The sequence below is a fragment of the Phenylobacterium sp. CCH9-H3 genome (genome assembly GCF_001557235.1).
Classification (GTDB): domain Bacteria; phylum Pseudomonadota; class Alphaproteobacteria; order Caulobacterales; family Caulobacteraceae; genus Phenylobacterium.
In genome coordinates, this window is sequence record NZ_LSJI01000212.1 from 1 (window position 1) to 14,311 (window position 14,311).

The following is a 14,311-nucleotide window of genomic DNA, read 5'->3' on the forward strand; positions in this document are numbered from 1 at the left end:
GCCTCCGCGACCCCGGCCAAGCCCGCCAAGTGGGACATCAGCAACCCGCCGGGCGCCGTCATCCGCCAGGTCCCGATCAAGGTCGACGAAGGCACCTGGATGAACGTGGACGTCAGTCCCGACGGCAGGACGATCGCCTTCGACCTCCTGGGCGACATCTACCTCATGCCCCTGGCCGGGGGCGCGCCCACCCGCATCGCCGAGGGCCTGGCCTGGGAGGTGCAGCCGCGCTTCTCCCCCGACGGCCGGCGCATCGCCTTCACCTCCGACCGGGGCGGCGGCGACAACATCTGGGTCATGAACCTCGACGGCTCGGACAAGCGCCAGGTCACCAAGGAGGACTTCCGTCTCCTGAACCAGCCCACCTGGAGCCCCGACGGCCGCTTCATCGCCGCCAAGAAGCACTTCACGACCGGCCGCTCGCTCGGCACGGGCGAGGTCTGGCTCTACCACGTGTCGGGCGGCGCCGGCGTGCCCCTCGTCAAGAAGCCTAACGAGCGCCACCAGAAGGAGCTTGGCGAGCCCACCTGGGCCCCCGACGGCAAGGGCGTGCTCTACACCCGCAACATCACCCCCGGCCCGATCTTCGAATACGCCCAGGACTCCAACACCGATCTCTTCAACATCGAGCGCTACGACATCGAGACCGGCGAGGTGACCACGGTCGCTTCCGGCCCCGGTGGCTCGGTGCGCCCCACCCCCTCGCCCGACGGCAGGAAGATCGCCTTCGTCCGCCGCGAGAACGCCCGTTCCAAGCTCTATGTGAAGGACCTGGTCTCCGGCGCCGAGGCCAAGGTCTACGACGCCCTCGACCAGGATGTGCAGGAGACCTGGGCCGTCCACGGCCTCTATCCCAACATGGATTGGACGCCGGACTCGCGCACCGTGGTCTTCTGGGCCGGCGGCAAGCTACGCCGGGTGGACTTCGACGGCTCCAATGCCGCCGTCATCCCCTTCCGCGTCGACGACAGCCGCGGCTTGATCGACCCGCCGCACCCCAAGGTCCAGGTCTCGCCCGACCGCTTCACCACGAAGATGACCCGCTTCGCCGCCGTCTCGCCGGACGGGCGCCAAGTGGTCTTCGAGAGCCTGGGCAAGCTCTATGTGAAGCCCATGGCCGGCGGCGAGCCCCGCCGCCTCACCAAGGGCGACGAGGCCTCGTTCGAACTCTTCCCCACCTGGTCCCGCGACGGGCGCACCATCGCCTTCGTGGCCTGGACCGACGCGGACCTCGGGCGCATTCGCACCGTCGCGGCCGCCGGCGGGACGCCCCGCGACGTCACCCGCGAGCCCGGCCACTACGCCCGCCCCGCCTTCTCGCCCGACGGCCGCACCCTCGTCTTCGAGAAGGGCCGCGGCGGCTTCCTCACCTCGGGCGCCTGGTCCGAGAACCCGGGCGTCTACCGCATCCCGGCCGCGGGCGGCGTCCCCGTCCGCATCGCCCGCGACGTGGCCGCGCCCCAGTTCGGCGCCGCCAACGACCGCGTGTTCATGACCGCCTCCGAGGGCGGCAAGCAGCAGCTCGTCTCCACCGACCTGAACGGCGAGGCCAAACGCGTCCACGCCCAGGGCGAGCTGGTCACCGACTTCGCGGTGGCGCCCGACGGCCGCGCCTTCGCCTTCCGCCAGAACTACGAGGCCCTCGTCATGCCGCTCATGCCGGGTGGCCAGGATGTGCCGGTGGACCTCAAGGGCGGCCCCATGCCGGTCACCCGCGTGTCCTCCGGCGGCGCCGAGTGGATCCACTGGTCGGGCGGCGGCGCCCAGCTCCACTGGTCCATGGGCCCCACGGTCTACAGCGCCCGCGCCGACGCGATGTTCGCCGCAGCTCCGCCGGCCGAGGGCGCGCCGAAGTTCGCGCCGCCCACCACCGGCGTCTCCCTGGCCCGCGAAGTGGCCGCCGACCGCCCGACGGGCACAGTGGTCCTCACCGGCGCGCGCCTCGTCACCATGGCGGCGCCCGACGGCGGGGTGATCGACGACGGCCTCATCGTGATCACGAACGGCCGCATCGCCGCCGTGGGCAAGGCCGGCGAGGTCCAGGTCCCGGCCGGCGCCGCGACCGTCGACCTGAAGGGCAAGACCATCATCCCCGGCCTGGTGGACGCCCACGCCCACGGCCCCTACGGCGTGGACGAGCTGGTCCCCCAGCAGAACTGGTCGCTGATGGTCAACATGGCCCTGGGCGTCACCACCGTGCACGATCCCTCCAGCCGCGCCGCCGAGGTCTATGCCGCCGCCGAGCTGCAGCGCGCGGGCAAGATCGTCGGCCCGCACATCTTCTCCACCGGCGAGGTGGTCTACGGCGCCAAGGCCGCGCGCAACTACGCCCAGATCGACAGCTACGAGGACGCCCTCGCCCACGTCCGCCGCCTCAAGGCCCAGGGCGCCCACAGCATCAAGAACTACAACCAGCCGCGCCGCGACCAGCGCCAGCAGCTCATCCAGGCCGCCCGCGCCGAGAACATGCAGGTGGTGGCCGAGGGCGGCGCCCTGTTCGGCCAGGACATGAACATCATCGCCGACGGCAACTCGACCCTCGAGCACAACATCCCGCAGCTCGCCCTCTATGAGGACGTGCTCAGCTACTTCGGCCAGTCGAAGACGAACTACACCCCCACCCTCGTGGTCACCTTCGGCGGCCTCACCGGCGACAACTACTGGCGCAGCCACACCGACGTGTTCGCCCAGCCGGTGCTGAAGGCCCACATCCCGCCGACCCAGCTCCTCGCCGACAACGCCCGCCGCGCCATCGCGCCGGAGGATCAGTACGCCGACGACGACAACGCCGGCGAGGCGCACAAGCTGGCGAAACGCGGCGTTCTGGTCTCCATCGGCGCCCACGGCCAGCAGGCCGGCGTCGGCCCGCACTGGGAGCTGTGGTCCTTCGTCCGCGGCGGCATGAGCCCGCTGGAGGCGCTGCAGGCCGGCACCATCGTCCCGGCCCGCTCGCTCGGCATGGAGGCCGACATCGGCAGCCTCGAGCCCGGCAAGCTGGCCGACCTCGTGGTCCTGGACGCCGACCCCACCGCGGACATCCGCAATTCCGAGAAGGTCCATCGCGTCATGGTGGGCGGACGCCTGTACGATCCCATGACCCTGAACGAGGTGGTCACCGGCGATCGCAAGCGCGCGCCCTGGTGGTGGGAAAAGCCATGAGCCAGAACCCCGACGAGGACGCCGGCTTCGACGTCGACGACTGGCAGCGCCTGGTCCCCTTCAACGGCCGCATCGCCGACCTCGACGACGTCCAGGCTCGCAAGGCCATCTTCGCCCTCAGCGACACGCACAACGGCAGGCTCATCGACATGGACCTGCCCCAGCCGGTGATCTGGTGGGCGGACGACGGCGAGCAGGCCGCCGTCGCCGTCCAGGCCGAGGCCCACGACAGCGACGACGGCGAGACCATGGAGGTCCTGGGCCTCATCCTCCCCGATGGCGAAGGCGCCGTGGCCCTCCTGGAAGACGTCGACCTCGTCGACGACACCGACCCCACCTGGCGCCGCCTGGTCGAAGCCGCCATCGGCGACGAAACCGGCGAGGAGGACTGAGGGCGGGCGCGTCGTCGCCTCTCACGCCGGCGGACGTCGCTGAAACATCCACAGCCGCCCGCGCCGGGGCTAGGGTTGACGCGCCGCACTGGCGCGCTGGCGCCGCCGCAACGTGTCTGGCCCTCCGCGCGCCGGGAAGCGCTGCATGGCCAATTGCGCCACGGCCTCCAGTTCCGCACGCGTGGCGCCATCTCGCGCCAGGATCGACATTCCGCTCTGAACGGTCTGGACGAAGCGAGCGAGAGCGTGGACATTGGTTCCTGGCGAAAGTTCGCCGTCCGCTACGCCCTGGTCCAGCCGCGCCTTCAGCCGCTCCAGGCCCGCCTGGCGCGCCGCGCGCACCACCTCGCCAAGTTCCGCGTGGTCTTCGTCCCCGACCATGGACAACGTAACCATGCAGCCCCGCGGCATATCGCACAGCGACCCGGTCAGCGACGCGGCGGAGTCCTGCAGCAGCTTCGCCACCGCCTCCCGCGCCGTTACCGCGGCCTTGAACCCGCCCCAGCCCATCTCATCATAGGTATCGCGGTAGTACTCCAGCGCAGCGCCATAAAGCGCCTCCTTCGAGCCGAACGCGGCGTAGAGGCTCGGCGCACCGATTCCCATCGCTGCGGTCAGGTCGGCGATGGACGTAGCTTCATAGCCCTTTTCCCAGAACAGTCGCGTCGCTTGCGCCAACGCTGCGGCGCGGTCGAACGCACGCGGTCGACCACGTCCGCGACGTGAGTTCGTTCCAGCGCTTTCCGGACCTCGCACCGAATTTTGCATCGGTCGTTAGATAAGTCCCTTGAACGCGGCCGACAACGTTCCCAGCTATTTCTGTATCGATCACTCTAGAAATGGACTTGGGACTATATGACGAACCTGGCCGGCAAACGCGCCCTCGTGACGGGCGCATCCCGCGGCATCGGCGCCGCAATCGCCTTGGAACTGGCCGAGCAAGGCGCCGACGTGGCCATCACCTACGAACGCGCCGCCGACAAGGCCGCAGACGTCGTGAAGGCCATCGAGGCCAAAGGCCGCAAAGCTATCGCCATCCAGGCCGACAGCGCCGACGTGGCGGCGGTGAAGCGATCGGTGGACGAGGCCGCCGCCGCCCTCGGTGGGCTAGACATCCTCGTGAACAATGCCGCCATCGCCCGCTACGCCCCGTTCGCAGAGATCAGCCAGGAGGACGTCGACGCCCTTCTGGCCGTCAACGTGCGCTCGCCGATCTTCGCGGCCCAGGCCGCGATACCCCACCTGAAGGCCGGCGGCCGCGTCATCACCATCGGGTCGGCTGGGGCTGACCGCATCGTGGGCGACCCCGGCGCCGCCTACTACATGACCAAGTCGGCGCTTCAGTCGTTCAACCGCGGCCTCGCTCGTGAACTCGGGCCGCGCGACATCACCGTGAACCTGGTGCAGCCGGGCTCGACCGACACCGACATGAACCCTTCCGACGGTGAATCCTCCGACTTCCAGCGCTCGCTGATCCCGCTTGGGCGGTACGGCAAGCCCGAGGACGTGGCCGCCGCGGTCGCGTTCCTGGCCTCGCCGGCCGCCCGCCAGATCACGGGGACGATCCTCAACGTCGACGGGGGCGCGCTGACCTGAACCCAAGGCGCAGAGGGTGTTTCCGCGCCCTCTGCGAACCTCCGCCGGCTGCGGGCTCGCCCGCCCCTACCCCCGCCGCCGCATCGCCCAGGCCAGCGCCGCCAACGGCGCGGCGAGGCCGATCCACCCCGCCCAGTCCCAGGCGCCGTCGCCGATCAGGGCGGCCACGAGCCCAAAGAGGCTCAGGGCTGCGATGGCGCCCGGCGCGGCGAAGATGCGGGTAAGGCCCTGCGGTCGCTTCACGCCCTACTCCGCAGGCGCCGGCGCGGCCGGCTCGCGGCCGATGGCGTCGGCGAAGGGGGCCGCGGCCGTGCGCCGACGCGCCAGCCACAGGTAGAGGCCGCTGCCCAGCACCACGATCGTCACCAGGTCCAGCGCCGCCCACAACAGCTTCAGCGGCAGGCCGCCGTAGTCCCCGAAATGCAGCGGCTGCGACAGGCCCAGCGCCTTGACATACCAGGGCATGGACCGCACGCCGACCAGATCCCCGGTCTCGGCGTCGATCAGCGCCGGCGTGATCAGGTGCTCGGTCAGCGGCGTATCGCCGTGGAAGAACACCAGCATGTGCCGCTCGGTGGAGTACGATCCGCCCGGAAAGGCCACGAACTGCAGGTCCATCCCCGGCAGCGCCGCCCGCGCCCTGTCCACCGCCCCCTGCACCGACGCCAGGCGCTGGACCGGCGGCTTGCCCTCGTAAGGCTTGACCAGGGACGCCAGTTGCTCGGCCTTCCAAAGGTCGACGATGGGCGTGGACAGCGTGTTCACCACCCCCGTCAGTCCCACCACCAGCAGCCACGCCGTCGCGACCACGCCCATCAGGTTGTGGAGATCCAGCCACTTCAGCCGCGCCGAGCGCCCGGTGCGGACCACCCCGAAGTCCAGCTTGCGCATGAACGGCGCATAGACCACCACCCCGGAGACGATGGAGGCGGCGAACAGCACGCCCATGGCGCCCAGGAACAGCATCCCGGGCAGCCCCAGAAACATGTCGGTGTGGAGCTGGAGGATGAAGTCCATCACCCCGCCGTCCGCCACCGGCGGCACCAACTCACCGCTCGTCCGGTCGTAGGAGGCGAAATGCATCTGCGGCCCCGGCGCTTCCGGGGTCGGCCCCGTGGTCACGTTCACCACCGGCCGGCCCTCGTCGAAGCTCATGAACAGCGGGACCTCGCCCGGCCGGTTCTTCAGGGCGATGTCGAGGATCTCGTCGTAGTCCAGCAGCGGCCCGCCCGGGTTCGCCGGCGCCCAGCGGTCGTGGCCCAGGGCGTCGTCGATCTCGTGATGGAAGATCAGCGGCAGCCCGGTCAGGCACAGCATCAGCAGGAAGGCCGTGCAGATCAGGCTGGTCCACTTGTGGACCGCCGACCAGGCGCGCACGGCCTTCGGCTCCAGCATCAGAAGTCCACCGACGCCGAGACCAGCACCGTCCGCGGCGCGCCCAGCACCAGGTAGTTGGCGCCCGGGAAGCCGCCCACCGACACCCAGTCGTCGCTGTCCGCCAGGTTCTCCACTCGGGCGCGCAGGGTCACCGCCTTGCCGGCCGCCTCGAAGCTGTAGCGGGCCCCCAGGTCGAACCGGGTGAAGCTCTCCAGCGAGACGGAATTGGCCGCGTCCACCGGCTGCGACCCGGTATGGACGATCCGCCCTTCGAGCGTCAGCCCGGACACGGCAGGCACGTCCCACTCCAGGTTCAGGTTGGCCTGGAAGTCGGGAACCCCGATGGCGTCCTTGCCGTCCAGCAGGCCCCCGGCGGTGCGCCGCAGCTCGGCGTTCAGCAGGGTGGCGCCGCCCAGCACCCGGAAGCCTTCCACCGGCTCCCCATAGGCCGACACCTCGATCCCCCGGTTGCGCTGTTCGCCGTTCTTCCCGAACACGCCGTTCTCGACGAAGGCGCTCGGCAGGTCGATGGAGAACACCGACAGAGTCCCGCCGAACCGGCCCGCTTCCACCTTCACGCCGGCTTCCACCTGTTCGGCGCGGAACGGCGACAGCACTTCCCCGGCGTTGGTCACCGGCACACCCCCGCTCACGGCCGGCGCGATCTGGCCCGGCGTCAGGGCCTCGGAATAGTTGGCGTAGAGCGAGACGCTCTCACTGGCCTTCCACACCACCGCCAGGGCCGGCGTCACCGCGTCGGCCTTGTACCGCGAGGTGCGCGCGCCCGAATTGTAGTCGTAGGCCTTGGTCTCGATCTCCTGCCAGCGCGCGCCGACCGTCACCAGCAACCGATCGTCCAGCAGCGAAAGCATGTCGGCCACGGCAAAGCTGGTGTTGGTGGTCCGCTCGGTGACGTTTGGGTCCGACAGCACGCCGCCGATGAAGAAGTCCGCCGCCGGCGGCGTCACGGACACGGGATTGTAGAGATCGCCGGCGAACCCCGCGAAGCTCGAAAAGGCGTAGGCGTTCAGCGACTTCAGCTTCACCGCCGAGGCCGACGCCACCAGCCGGTGCCCGATGTCGCCCGTCTGCACCTCGGCCCGGATTCCCGCGTCCGCCGACAGGATCCGGTCCTTGCGGGCGTTGTCGAAGCGGTAGGCGCTGGTGGCGCCGCTCGGCTGGGCGGTCGGATTGGCCAGCACGTTGCGCTCCTTGCCCCGCCGCCCGCCCACCGCGGCCCAGGCCGTGACCGCGTCCGAGACGTCGAACTCCCCGCGCACCACCCCGAACAGCTGCCGCTCGTCGGTATAGGTCCACGGCTGGGCGAAGTTCTCCGACGCGTCGGGCGCCTCGGGCACGGCGCCGGCCGGCGTCACGCTGGGCCGCGGCGCCTCGATCCGATGGTCCTGGAAGCCCACGTCGGCGGCGAACCGCGCCCGCTCGCCCCGATAGTCCAGGCCCAGGGCCAGCACCGTCAGCTCCCGGTCCTGGTCGTCGATGGCGCCCTCGCCGTCCCGCCGCGCCACATTGGCCCGCACGCCGAACGCCTGGCCCTCCCCGAACCGTCGCGCCACGTCCGCCGCGCCATAGAGCTGCCCGCCGCTCTCCACGCCCGCGGTCACCCGCGCCAGCGGATCGGCCGGCGCCCGCTTCGGCACCAGGTTGAAGGCGCCGCCCACGCCGCTGCCGCCCGGCGCCGCGCCGTTCAGGAAGGCGCTGGCGCCATGAAACACCTCCACCCGCTCCAGCAGCTCAGCGGCCACGAACTGGCGCGGCAGAATCCCGTAGACCCCGTTGTAGGTCATGTCGTCCGAGTACACCGGGAAGCCCCGGATCACGTACAGCTCCTGGAAGTTGCCGAAGCCCTTGGCCACCCGCACCGCCGGGTCGTTCTGCAGCACGTCGCCCACGCTGCGGGCCTGCTGCGCCTGGACCAGCTCCTGGGTGTAGGCCGTCACCGCATAGGGCGTATCCAGGGCCTCCAGAGCGCCTAGCAGGCCGACCCGCGCCCCGCGCGCCACCTGCCCGCCGGCATACGGCGCGGGCAGCGCAACCTGCGATCCGGTCACCACCACCTCGTCCACCTGCGCCGGCGCCTCGGCCGCATGGGCGGCGGAAGCGATGGAAACGGCCGCCACGCCGCACGCCAGCAACACTCGGTAGGACATCGAAACCCCTTACAACTTGCGAATAGCTCGCACTAGCAGTCGCAAACTCAGGGGTAAAGCGCCTCAGCCCCGCAGCCGCTCTGCATGCCAGGCCACGTGGTCGGCGATGACCTTGCCCTCCCCGCGAATCTATCGCTATGGTTGTTTCCCGCGCCCACGCACCACTTTGAATCGCAAGCGCGGTCCACCCGTCCATCCCATCTTCTGACGAAAGCCCTCCGCCATGAGCAACGGCAAGATCGGTGTCAGCGAGCCCCTGACGCCGGACCAGTACCTGGCGGCCTATACGTTCTCGGAGGATGCGCTGACGAAGCTGCTGCAGCGGATCACCATCAGCACGTCAGCCGGAGCCGAGATCGACTTCAGCGCCGGAATGGCTGGCTCCCCCGCGGGCGGCGTGAGCAGCGTGCAGGGCTTCGGATACAACTCGGCCGTCACCATCACCCGGCCAGGCAACACCACCGCCTATGCGGCGACGGACACCGTGGGCGGGCCGCTGACGTTTCCGAATGCCGGCCCGTCCGGCGGCGGATCGGTGATCATCACGGGCGCGCAACTCGAACTCGACATCGGCGTCATCCCCTCGGGAATGACGAGCTTCCGCCTCTACCTCTACAACGTCACCCCGCCCTCCGCCCTCTCCGACAACGACCCCTGGGACCTGTCCGCGGGCGATCGGGCGTCGTTCATGGGCTATCTCGATCTCGGCTCACCGCTGGATCTGGGGAGCACCTGCTACGTCGAGGTGAACAACCTCGTGAAGCAGGTGGTCGTCTCGAGCGGCGGCAGCCTCTATGCGTACCTCGTTACGACCACCGGCTATACGCCCGCTTCGAACTCCGAAATCTACAAGGTCACCCTGCACGCCGTGGGCGTCTGATGATCACGCCCGCGCTGCAGCGCGTCCTGTTCAGTGGGTCTATCCCCGCCACCTTCACTCGCGTGTTCGGCGGCAGCACGACACTAAACAGTGCGGGCGGCTCGCTCGCGCTGACCGGCGCGAGCGCCGGCGACTGGGTGATTGTCCAGACCTGGAGCGCGACCGCCGTCACCATTGGCATCTCGCTTGCCGGAACGGGGCCCCTACCGCCTCAGCAAAGCGACGCGGGCGCGGAAGGAGGTGTGAAGTATAATATCTACTTTGCCCGCCTCACCTCTACCGATGCCGCCGGGTCGCTCTCGATCTCTAGCACGGGTGGCGTCACTTATTTCCAGCACGCCCTAGTGCGCGGGAGCGCGGGGATCGCTTCGATCTCGCTCAAACAGTTCGCGCAGGAGAACAACACCTCCACGACGCTCGCGCTGACCGGCTGGACGCCGGCGGCGAAAGCCTTGGCGGGCGTTCTTATGGTCATCGATCGGCAGAGCACGGTGACCGTCCCCACCCTGGCAAGCTGGACCAAAGACTATGCCGGCGGCCCCGGTTCGGCCCTGCGCTTCTACCAATTTTCCAACCCGTCCTATGGAGGCGGCGCGTTCACGGTGACCGGCCTGGCGAACGGCGCAACGGCCCCGGCTGGCTACAATTCCGGCCACGCACTCGAAGTGGTGAGCAATTAGCATGGGCTCGCTTCTGCGGCTGAAATCGGGTGTCCCCGGCGCGGGCCCGGGGACGGAAATCCCGGCGATAACCCCTGGGTCAACGGCCTATCGCTCCTGGGCGATCATCGCCGAAGATGATCCGATCATGGTCCAGCAGGGCTCGCCCGGTGACTACGGCTATAATGAGCGCGCTATCGGCCTATGGATGGCGCCCAGCATGTACCGGACCATTTCGTCCGGTGAGGAGCTGATCATAGGCGTTGATGCCTGGAAGGCGGGGACTGTCGAGCGGATCAACAGCGGCGACGAGCGCGGCATCAAGGAAGTGCAGTTCTCCTGCAACGAGGGCCCCTGGGTCACCGTGTCCTCGCCCTCGATGCACCCGACCTACGGGGACGTCGGTTACCTGGTCCGGGTCAAGGCCGACGACTTCTCGGCCAGCGGTCCCGTCGAGATCCGAGCCAAGGTCGTGCCGTGGGTCGGCAAGCCGTTCATCCTCCAAGGCCGCGACGCTTCTGGCCCTGCGAACGCGACGAACAGCACGCAGCTCACGGACAAGACGGCCGGCCCCCGCGGCTACTCCATCGATCCCCGCACCGTGCCAGGTTTCGATCTCGGGGCGACGGTCAGCTTCGTTGCGGCCACCAAGGACGTCTGGTCCTTCATCGTGAACGTCAGCAAGACGTCTTCCCCGATGCCGTCCGCGGCCTTCTACATCGACACGGTCAACGCCACTGGCCTCGCCTCCGACAGCAACAACGGCCTGACGCGCACGACGCCGGTCCTGACGTGGGCCAAGGCGTTCGATCTGGCGGGAGCGGCGATCCTGGCGCAGATCGACGCCGGGTTCGTCACGTTCCTGAATGGTGCCAAGGAAATCGGTGGCACGACGTTCTACGTGACGGGCACGGCTGACAACCACTATCTACCGAGCTTCTCCAGCAGCCGTTCGCTCTACAACTGCCGCTACCAGAACGTCACCTATCGCCGCGATCCGGCCCTGGCCTACGGGGCGGTCAAGTTCAGCCAGAAGCTGGCGAACCCGGCCTACGTCGAGAAGTCGTATTGGGTCGGGCTTCAGTTCCTCAACATCTCGCAAGCGCCGGCCGCTTCGAACACGCAATGGGCCTGCCACGGCAGCCACGCGTACGAAGACTGTTTCAGCGATGGTGGGGCGTCCAACGTCGTGGTGTCGGGCGAAAATTGGGGCGGCACCGGAAACATTTACGTCGGCCTCCCCAAGGGCGAAAGCGCCTTCCGCTTCTATCAAGTCTACGGCTTCCCCAGTGGGGCGGCTGGGCACAGCGCGCTGATCAATTGCCGCATCGACAACGTGGGCTACGGCAACGTCTGGAGCTGCATGACGCTGATTAGCGGACTGGAGATCAACAATCTCAACTCTGCCTACGACCTATTTGGTAGTCCGAAGTACCTAAACGACGTGACCGTGCGCGGCGTGGAGAGCCGCCAGGACATCGGCGGCAACCACATGGATGCTGTCCAGCCCTATGGCGACGGTCAGATGATCATCGTGAAGGACTTCGACGGCCGAGATAACCGCTGGCAGTGCATCTATTGGGATGGCAACGCGGTGATGACCGACTTTGCTATGATCCGCGGCTATTTCTATGGCCAGCACACGCTCTCGGTGAGTTCGCCGCTGTTCAATGCGATCTTCCTGCGCCCCACGCTGACGCCATCGACGGACGGCCAGGCGAATGCAAGCCAGCTATGGCCGAAAGACCACGCATCGGCCCCGGCGCGCGCTGTGCGGTTTATTGCCGAGGACGCGGCTGCGCCCGTCTACCAAGACACGTTCCGCGTCGGCTTGTCCTACGTAGTCCCCGGCGTTACTACTCAAGAGCCAATCGACTACATCCAGTCAACCGACTTCGACCTCGCGTCGCCATATGCGGTCTACGATCCGACGGTCCCGCAGATGCATACCCTCACGGATGTGTCGGGGGTGTCGCGCGTCACCGCGATTGCCAACGCCAAGGCACCAGACGAGAAGTACACCCAAACCACCGCCGCCAGGGGGCCGGAGCTCGTTTCGGGGATTTTTACCGGCTCCGACGGCTGGCGCTTCACGGCGGCCAACGGCGGCACGGTCAGCAACGCAGATAGCAACCTCAACTGCACCACGGCCCCCGCCCCGATGGGTCTCGCAGGCGCGACCGAGGGTGAAATCTGGTACATCTTCAACTTCCGAGAGCCGGACACAGGTCTGCCGGCGAACCGCGGCTCTCGTATGATGTTCGAGCCGATCAAGAACCGGGCGCGGATCACCTACGAGATCGTCAGCAGCGTGCGTCGGATGTCGGCAACGATCACCCTGAGCGATGCATCGTTCGCATCGGTCACTGTGTCGTCGCACGCCCTGGTCAACGGCCTCTACGTCGCGAGGATGAAGCTCTACGCCGAGAAGCTAGGGCTGACGCTCTACAACTCTGCGAACCCGACCGGTGTGAGTGCCACCGAATCGGTTTTTACAGGCGGAAGAACCAAGCTCACAGCTGCCTCAAACGGTACGATCTCTGGCTGGGCCGCGAGCAACTCGGGCTTTGCCGCGACATTCGTGGCGCACGATCTGGGCGCTATCATCACGACGCCTCGCCTCGACGGAAGCCCAAGCGTCGAGGCGGATATGCTGGCGGCCTGTCTAGGTAGGATCGGACTCTAACTACGAGGCTCCAGCGGTGAGTAGCGGACGTTCACCTCCCCAGCCGCTCCGCGTGCCAGGCCACGTGGTCGGCGATGAAGCTGGCGATGAAGAAGTAGGAGTGGTCGTAGCCGTCCTGCATGCGCACCGCGACCTTCTGGCCGGCCGCCGCGCAGGCCGCTTCGAACAGTTCCGGCCTCAGCTGGCTCTCCAGGAAGCTGTCGGCGCCGCCCTGGTCGATGAGGATGTCGTCGAAGCGGCCCTTCGCCGCGCCGGCCTCGATCAGCCGGGACGCATCGTGCGCCGCCCAGCCGGCCTCGTCCCCGCCGAGATAGGCCGCGAACGCCTTGCGGCCCCAGTCGCAACGGGTCGGCGAGACGATCGGGGCGAAGGCCGAGACCGAGCGGTAGAGGTCGGGATGCTTCAGGGCCAGGGTCAGCGCTCCGTGCCCGCCCATGGAGTGGCCGAAGATCCCTCGCCGCCGGCCGTCCGCGGGAAAGGCGCCCTCCACCGCCGCCACCAGGTCCCGCGTGACATAGGTCTCCATCCGGAAGTGCGGCGCCCACGGCGCCTGCACGGCGTCCACGTAGAAGCCCGCCCCCTGCCCCAGGTCGTAGGCCGGATCGTCCGCCACGCCCTCGCCCCGCGGGCTGGTGTCGGGGGCCACGATCATCACCCCGTGCGCCGCCGCGGCGGCGTAGGCGCCGGCCTTGGTGGTGAAATTGTCCTCGGTGCAGGTCAGCCCTGACAGCCAGTAGAGCACCGGGAATGGCCCCTTCCCCGGCGGCGTGAACACCGACGCCCGCATGGGCGTGCCGGTGGCCGCGCTGTCGTGGCGGGCATAGGTCAGGAGCCCGCCCTGGGTGCGATGCTGCTGGACGATTTCCATCTGCGATCTCCGTGACGGGCGAGCCCTTGCCTGCAGGCCTGTAACAGGTCGACGGGGCGCCTGCGACAACGCGTCCGCCAGTTAACCAACGGCCTTCACCGCGCCTTTCCCATCGGTGGCGATGTTGCAAGCGTGACTATGCAACCGCTCCAGATCCCGACCCTCGACGGTCCTGGCCGGCTCGACCAGGCCGCCCGCCTGCAGCGCCGGTTCTACCAGGCCTGGCAGCGCCAGGGCCTGGCCCGGCGGCGACACCGCATCGTCCTCGGCGCCGTCGACGCGGTCCTCATGATCTGTCTGACGCTGTGCCTGCTGGCCATCGGCATCGGCCTCGACCGCATGTACCCGGTGGTGCGCCCCAGCCTGGGCCACGCGGTCACGGAAGACCTGCCCCGCCGCCCCTTCCCCAGCTGCGACGACGCCCACGCCGCCGGCGTCTTCAGCATCCCCCGCGGTTCGCCGGCCTACTCTCCCGACCAGGACAGCAACCGCAACGGCCTGGCCTGCGAGCCCGCCTGACGACGAC

General features: G+C 68.6%; 12 protein-coding genes. 7 read left to right on the forward strand and 5 right to left on the reverse strand.

Features of this window, described 5'->3' with window-relative positions; translation table 11 throughout:
- On the forward strand, nt 1-3,159 hold a 3,159-nt coding region (locus tag AX721_RS18675), incomplete at its 5' end, for an amidohydrolase family protein (protein ID WP_068877489.1).
- Complete coding sequence (locus tag AX721_RS18680; RefSeq protein WP_068877490.1) at nt 3,156-3,551, forward strand: hypothetical protein; 396 nt, start codon at nt 3,156-3,158, stop codon at nt 3,549-3,551. The genes AX721_RS18675 and AX721_RS18680, both read left to right, overlap by 4 nt.
- 69 nt (nt 3,552-3,620) lie before the next feature.
- Here the strand turns inward: AX721_RS18680 and AX721_RS18685 are convergent, their stop codons facing one another.
- On the reverse strand, nt 3,621-4,229 hold the full coding sequence (locus AX721_RS18685) for a TetR/AcrR family transcriptional regulator (RefSeq protein ID WP_231733342.1): 609 nt from the start codon (nt 4,227-4,229) through the stop codon (nt 3,621-3,623).
- Nucleotides 4,230-4,406: 177 nt separating this feature from the next.
- Between AX721_RS18685 and AX721_RS18690 the strand changes: the two genes are divergently transcribed.
- On the forward strand, nt 4,407-5,147 hold the full coding sequence (locus AX721_RS18690) for an SDR family NAD(P)-dependent oxidoreductase (protein ID WP_068877492.1): 741 nt from the start codon (nt 4,407-4,409) through the stop codon (nt 5,145-5,147).
- A gap of 66 nt (nt 5,148-5,213) precedes the next feature.
- Here AX721_RS18690 and AX721_RS28070 read toward each other — a convergent pair whose 3' ends face one another.
- From AX721_RS28070 to AX721_RS18700, 3 genes are read right to left on the reverse strand one after another with little or no spacing between them, the layout of a single operon-like run.
- Nucleotides 5,214-5,390 carry a hypothetical protein gene (locus tag AX721_RS28070; RefSeq protein ID WP_197422642.1) on the reverse strand — a complete coding sequence of 59 codons (177 nt, stop codon included), beginning with the start codon at nt 5,388-5,390 and terminating at the stop codon, nt 5,214-5,216.
- 3 nt (nt 5,391-5,393) lie between these two features.
- The gene (locus tag AX721_RS18695) at nt 5,394-6,542 is read right to left on the reverse strand and encodes a PepSY domain-containing protein (RefSeq protein WP_231733343.1); all 1,149 of its coding nucleotides are present in this window, start codon (nt 6,540-6,542) and stop codon (nt 5,394-5,396) included.
- Entirely contained in the window at nt 6,542-8,692 is a 2,151-nt protein-coding gene (locus AX721_RS18700) for a TonB-dependent siderophore receptor (RefSeq protein WP_068877493.1), read from the reverse strand. The genes AX721_RS18695 and AX721_RS18700 overlap by 1 nt, the downstream gene beginning before the upstream one ends.
- Nucleotides 8,693-8,915: 223 nt before the next feature.
- On the opposite strand from AX721_RS18700, the gene AX721_RS18705 reads away from it, so the two are divergent.
- Genes AX721_RS18705 through AX721_RS18715 form a run of 3 tightly spaced genes read left to right on the forward strand, consistent with a single transcriptional unit; the run spans nt 8,916 to nt 12,917 of the window.
- Nucleotides 8,916-9,572 carry a hypothetical protein gene (locus AX721_RS18705; RefSeq protein WP_068877494.1) on the forward strand — a complete coding sequence of 219 codons (657 nt, stop codon included), beginning with the start codon at nt 8,916-8,918 and terminating at the stop codon, nt 9,570-9,572.
- A complete protein-coding gene (locus AX721_RS18710) occupies nt 9,572-10,252 on the forward strand; it encodes a hypothetical protein (protein WP_068877495.1) in 681 nt (226 codons plus the stop codon). The genes AX721_RS18705 and AX721_RS18710 overlap by 1 nt, the downstream gene beginning before the upstream one ends.
- A 1-nt stretch (nt 10,253) precedes the next feature.
- The gene (locus tag AX721_RS18715) at nt 10,254-12,917 is read left to right on the forward strand and encodes a hypothetical protein (RefSeq protein WP_068877496.1); all 2,664 of its coding nucleotides are present in this window, start codon (nt 10,254-10,256) and stop codon (nt 12,915-12,917) included.
- A 31-nt stretch (nt 12,918-12,948) separates the two neighbouring features.
- Here AX721_RS18715 and fghA read toward each other — a convergent pair whose 3' ends face one another.
- The gene (gene fghA, locus AX721_RS18720; RefSeq protein WP_068877497.1) at nt 12,949-13,785 is read right to left on the reverse strand and encodes an S-formylglutathione hydrolase; all 837 of its coding nucleotides are present in this window, start codon (nt 13,783-13,785) and stop codon (nt 12,949-12,951) included.
- Between the two features lie 138 nt (nt 13,786-13,923).
- Between fghA and AX721_RS28075 the strand changes: the two genes are divergently transcribed.
- The gene (locus AX721_RS28075) at nt 13,924-14,304 is read left to right on the forward strand and encodes an excalibur calcium-binding domain-containing protein (protein WP_068877498.1); all 381 of its coding nucleotides are present in this window, start codon (nt 13,924-13,926) and stop codon (nt 14,302-14,304) included.
- Nucleotides 14,305-14,311 lie beyond the last annotated feature (7 nt).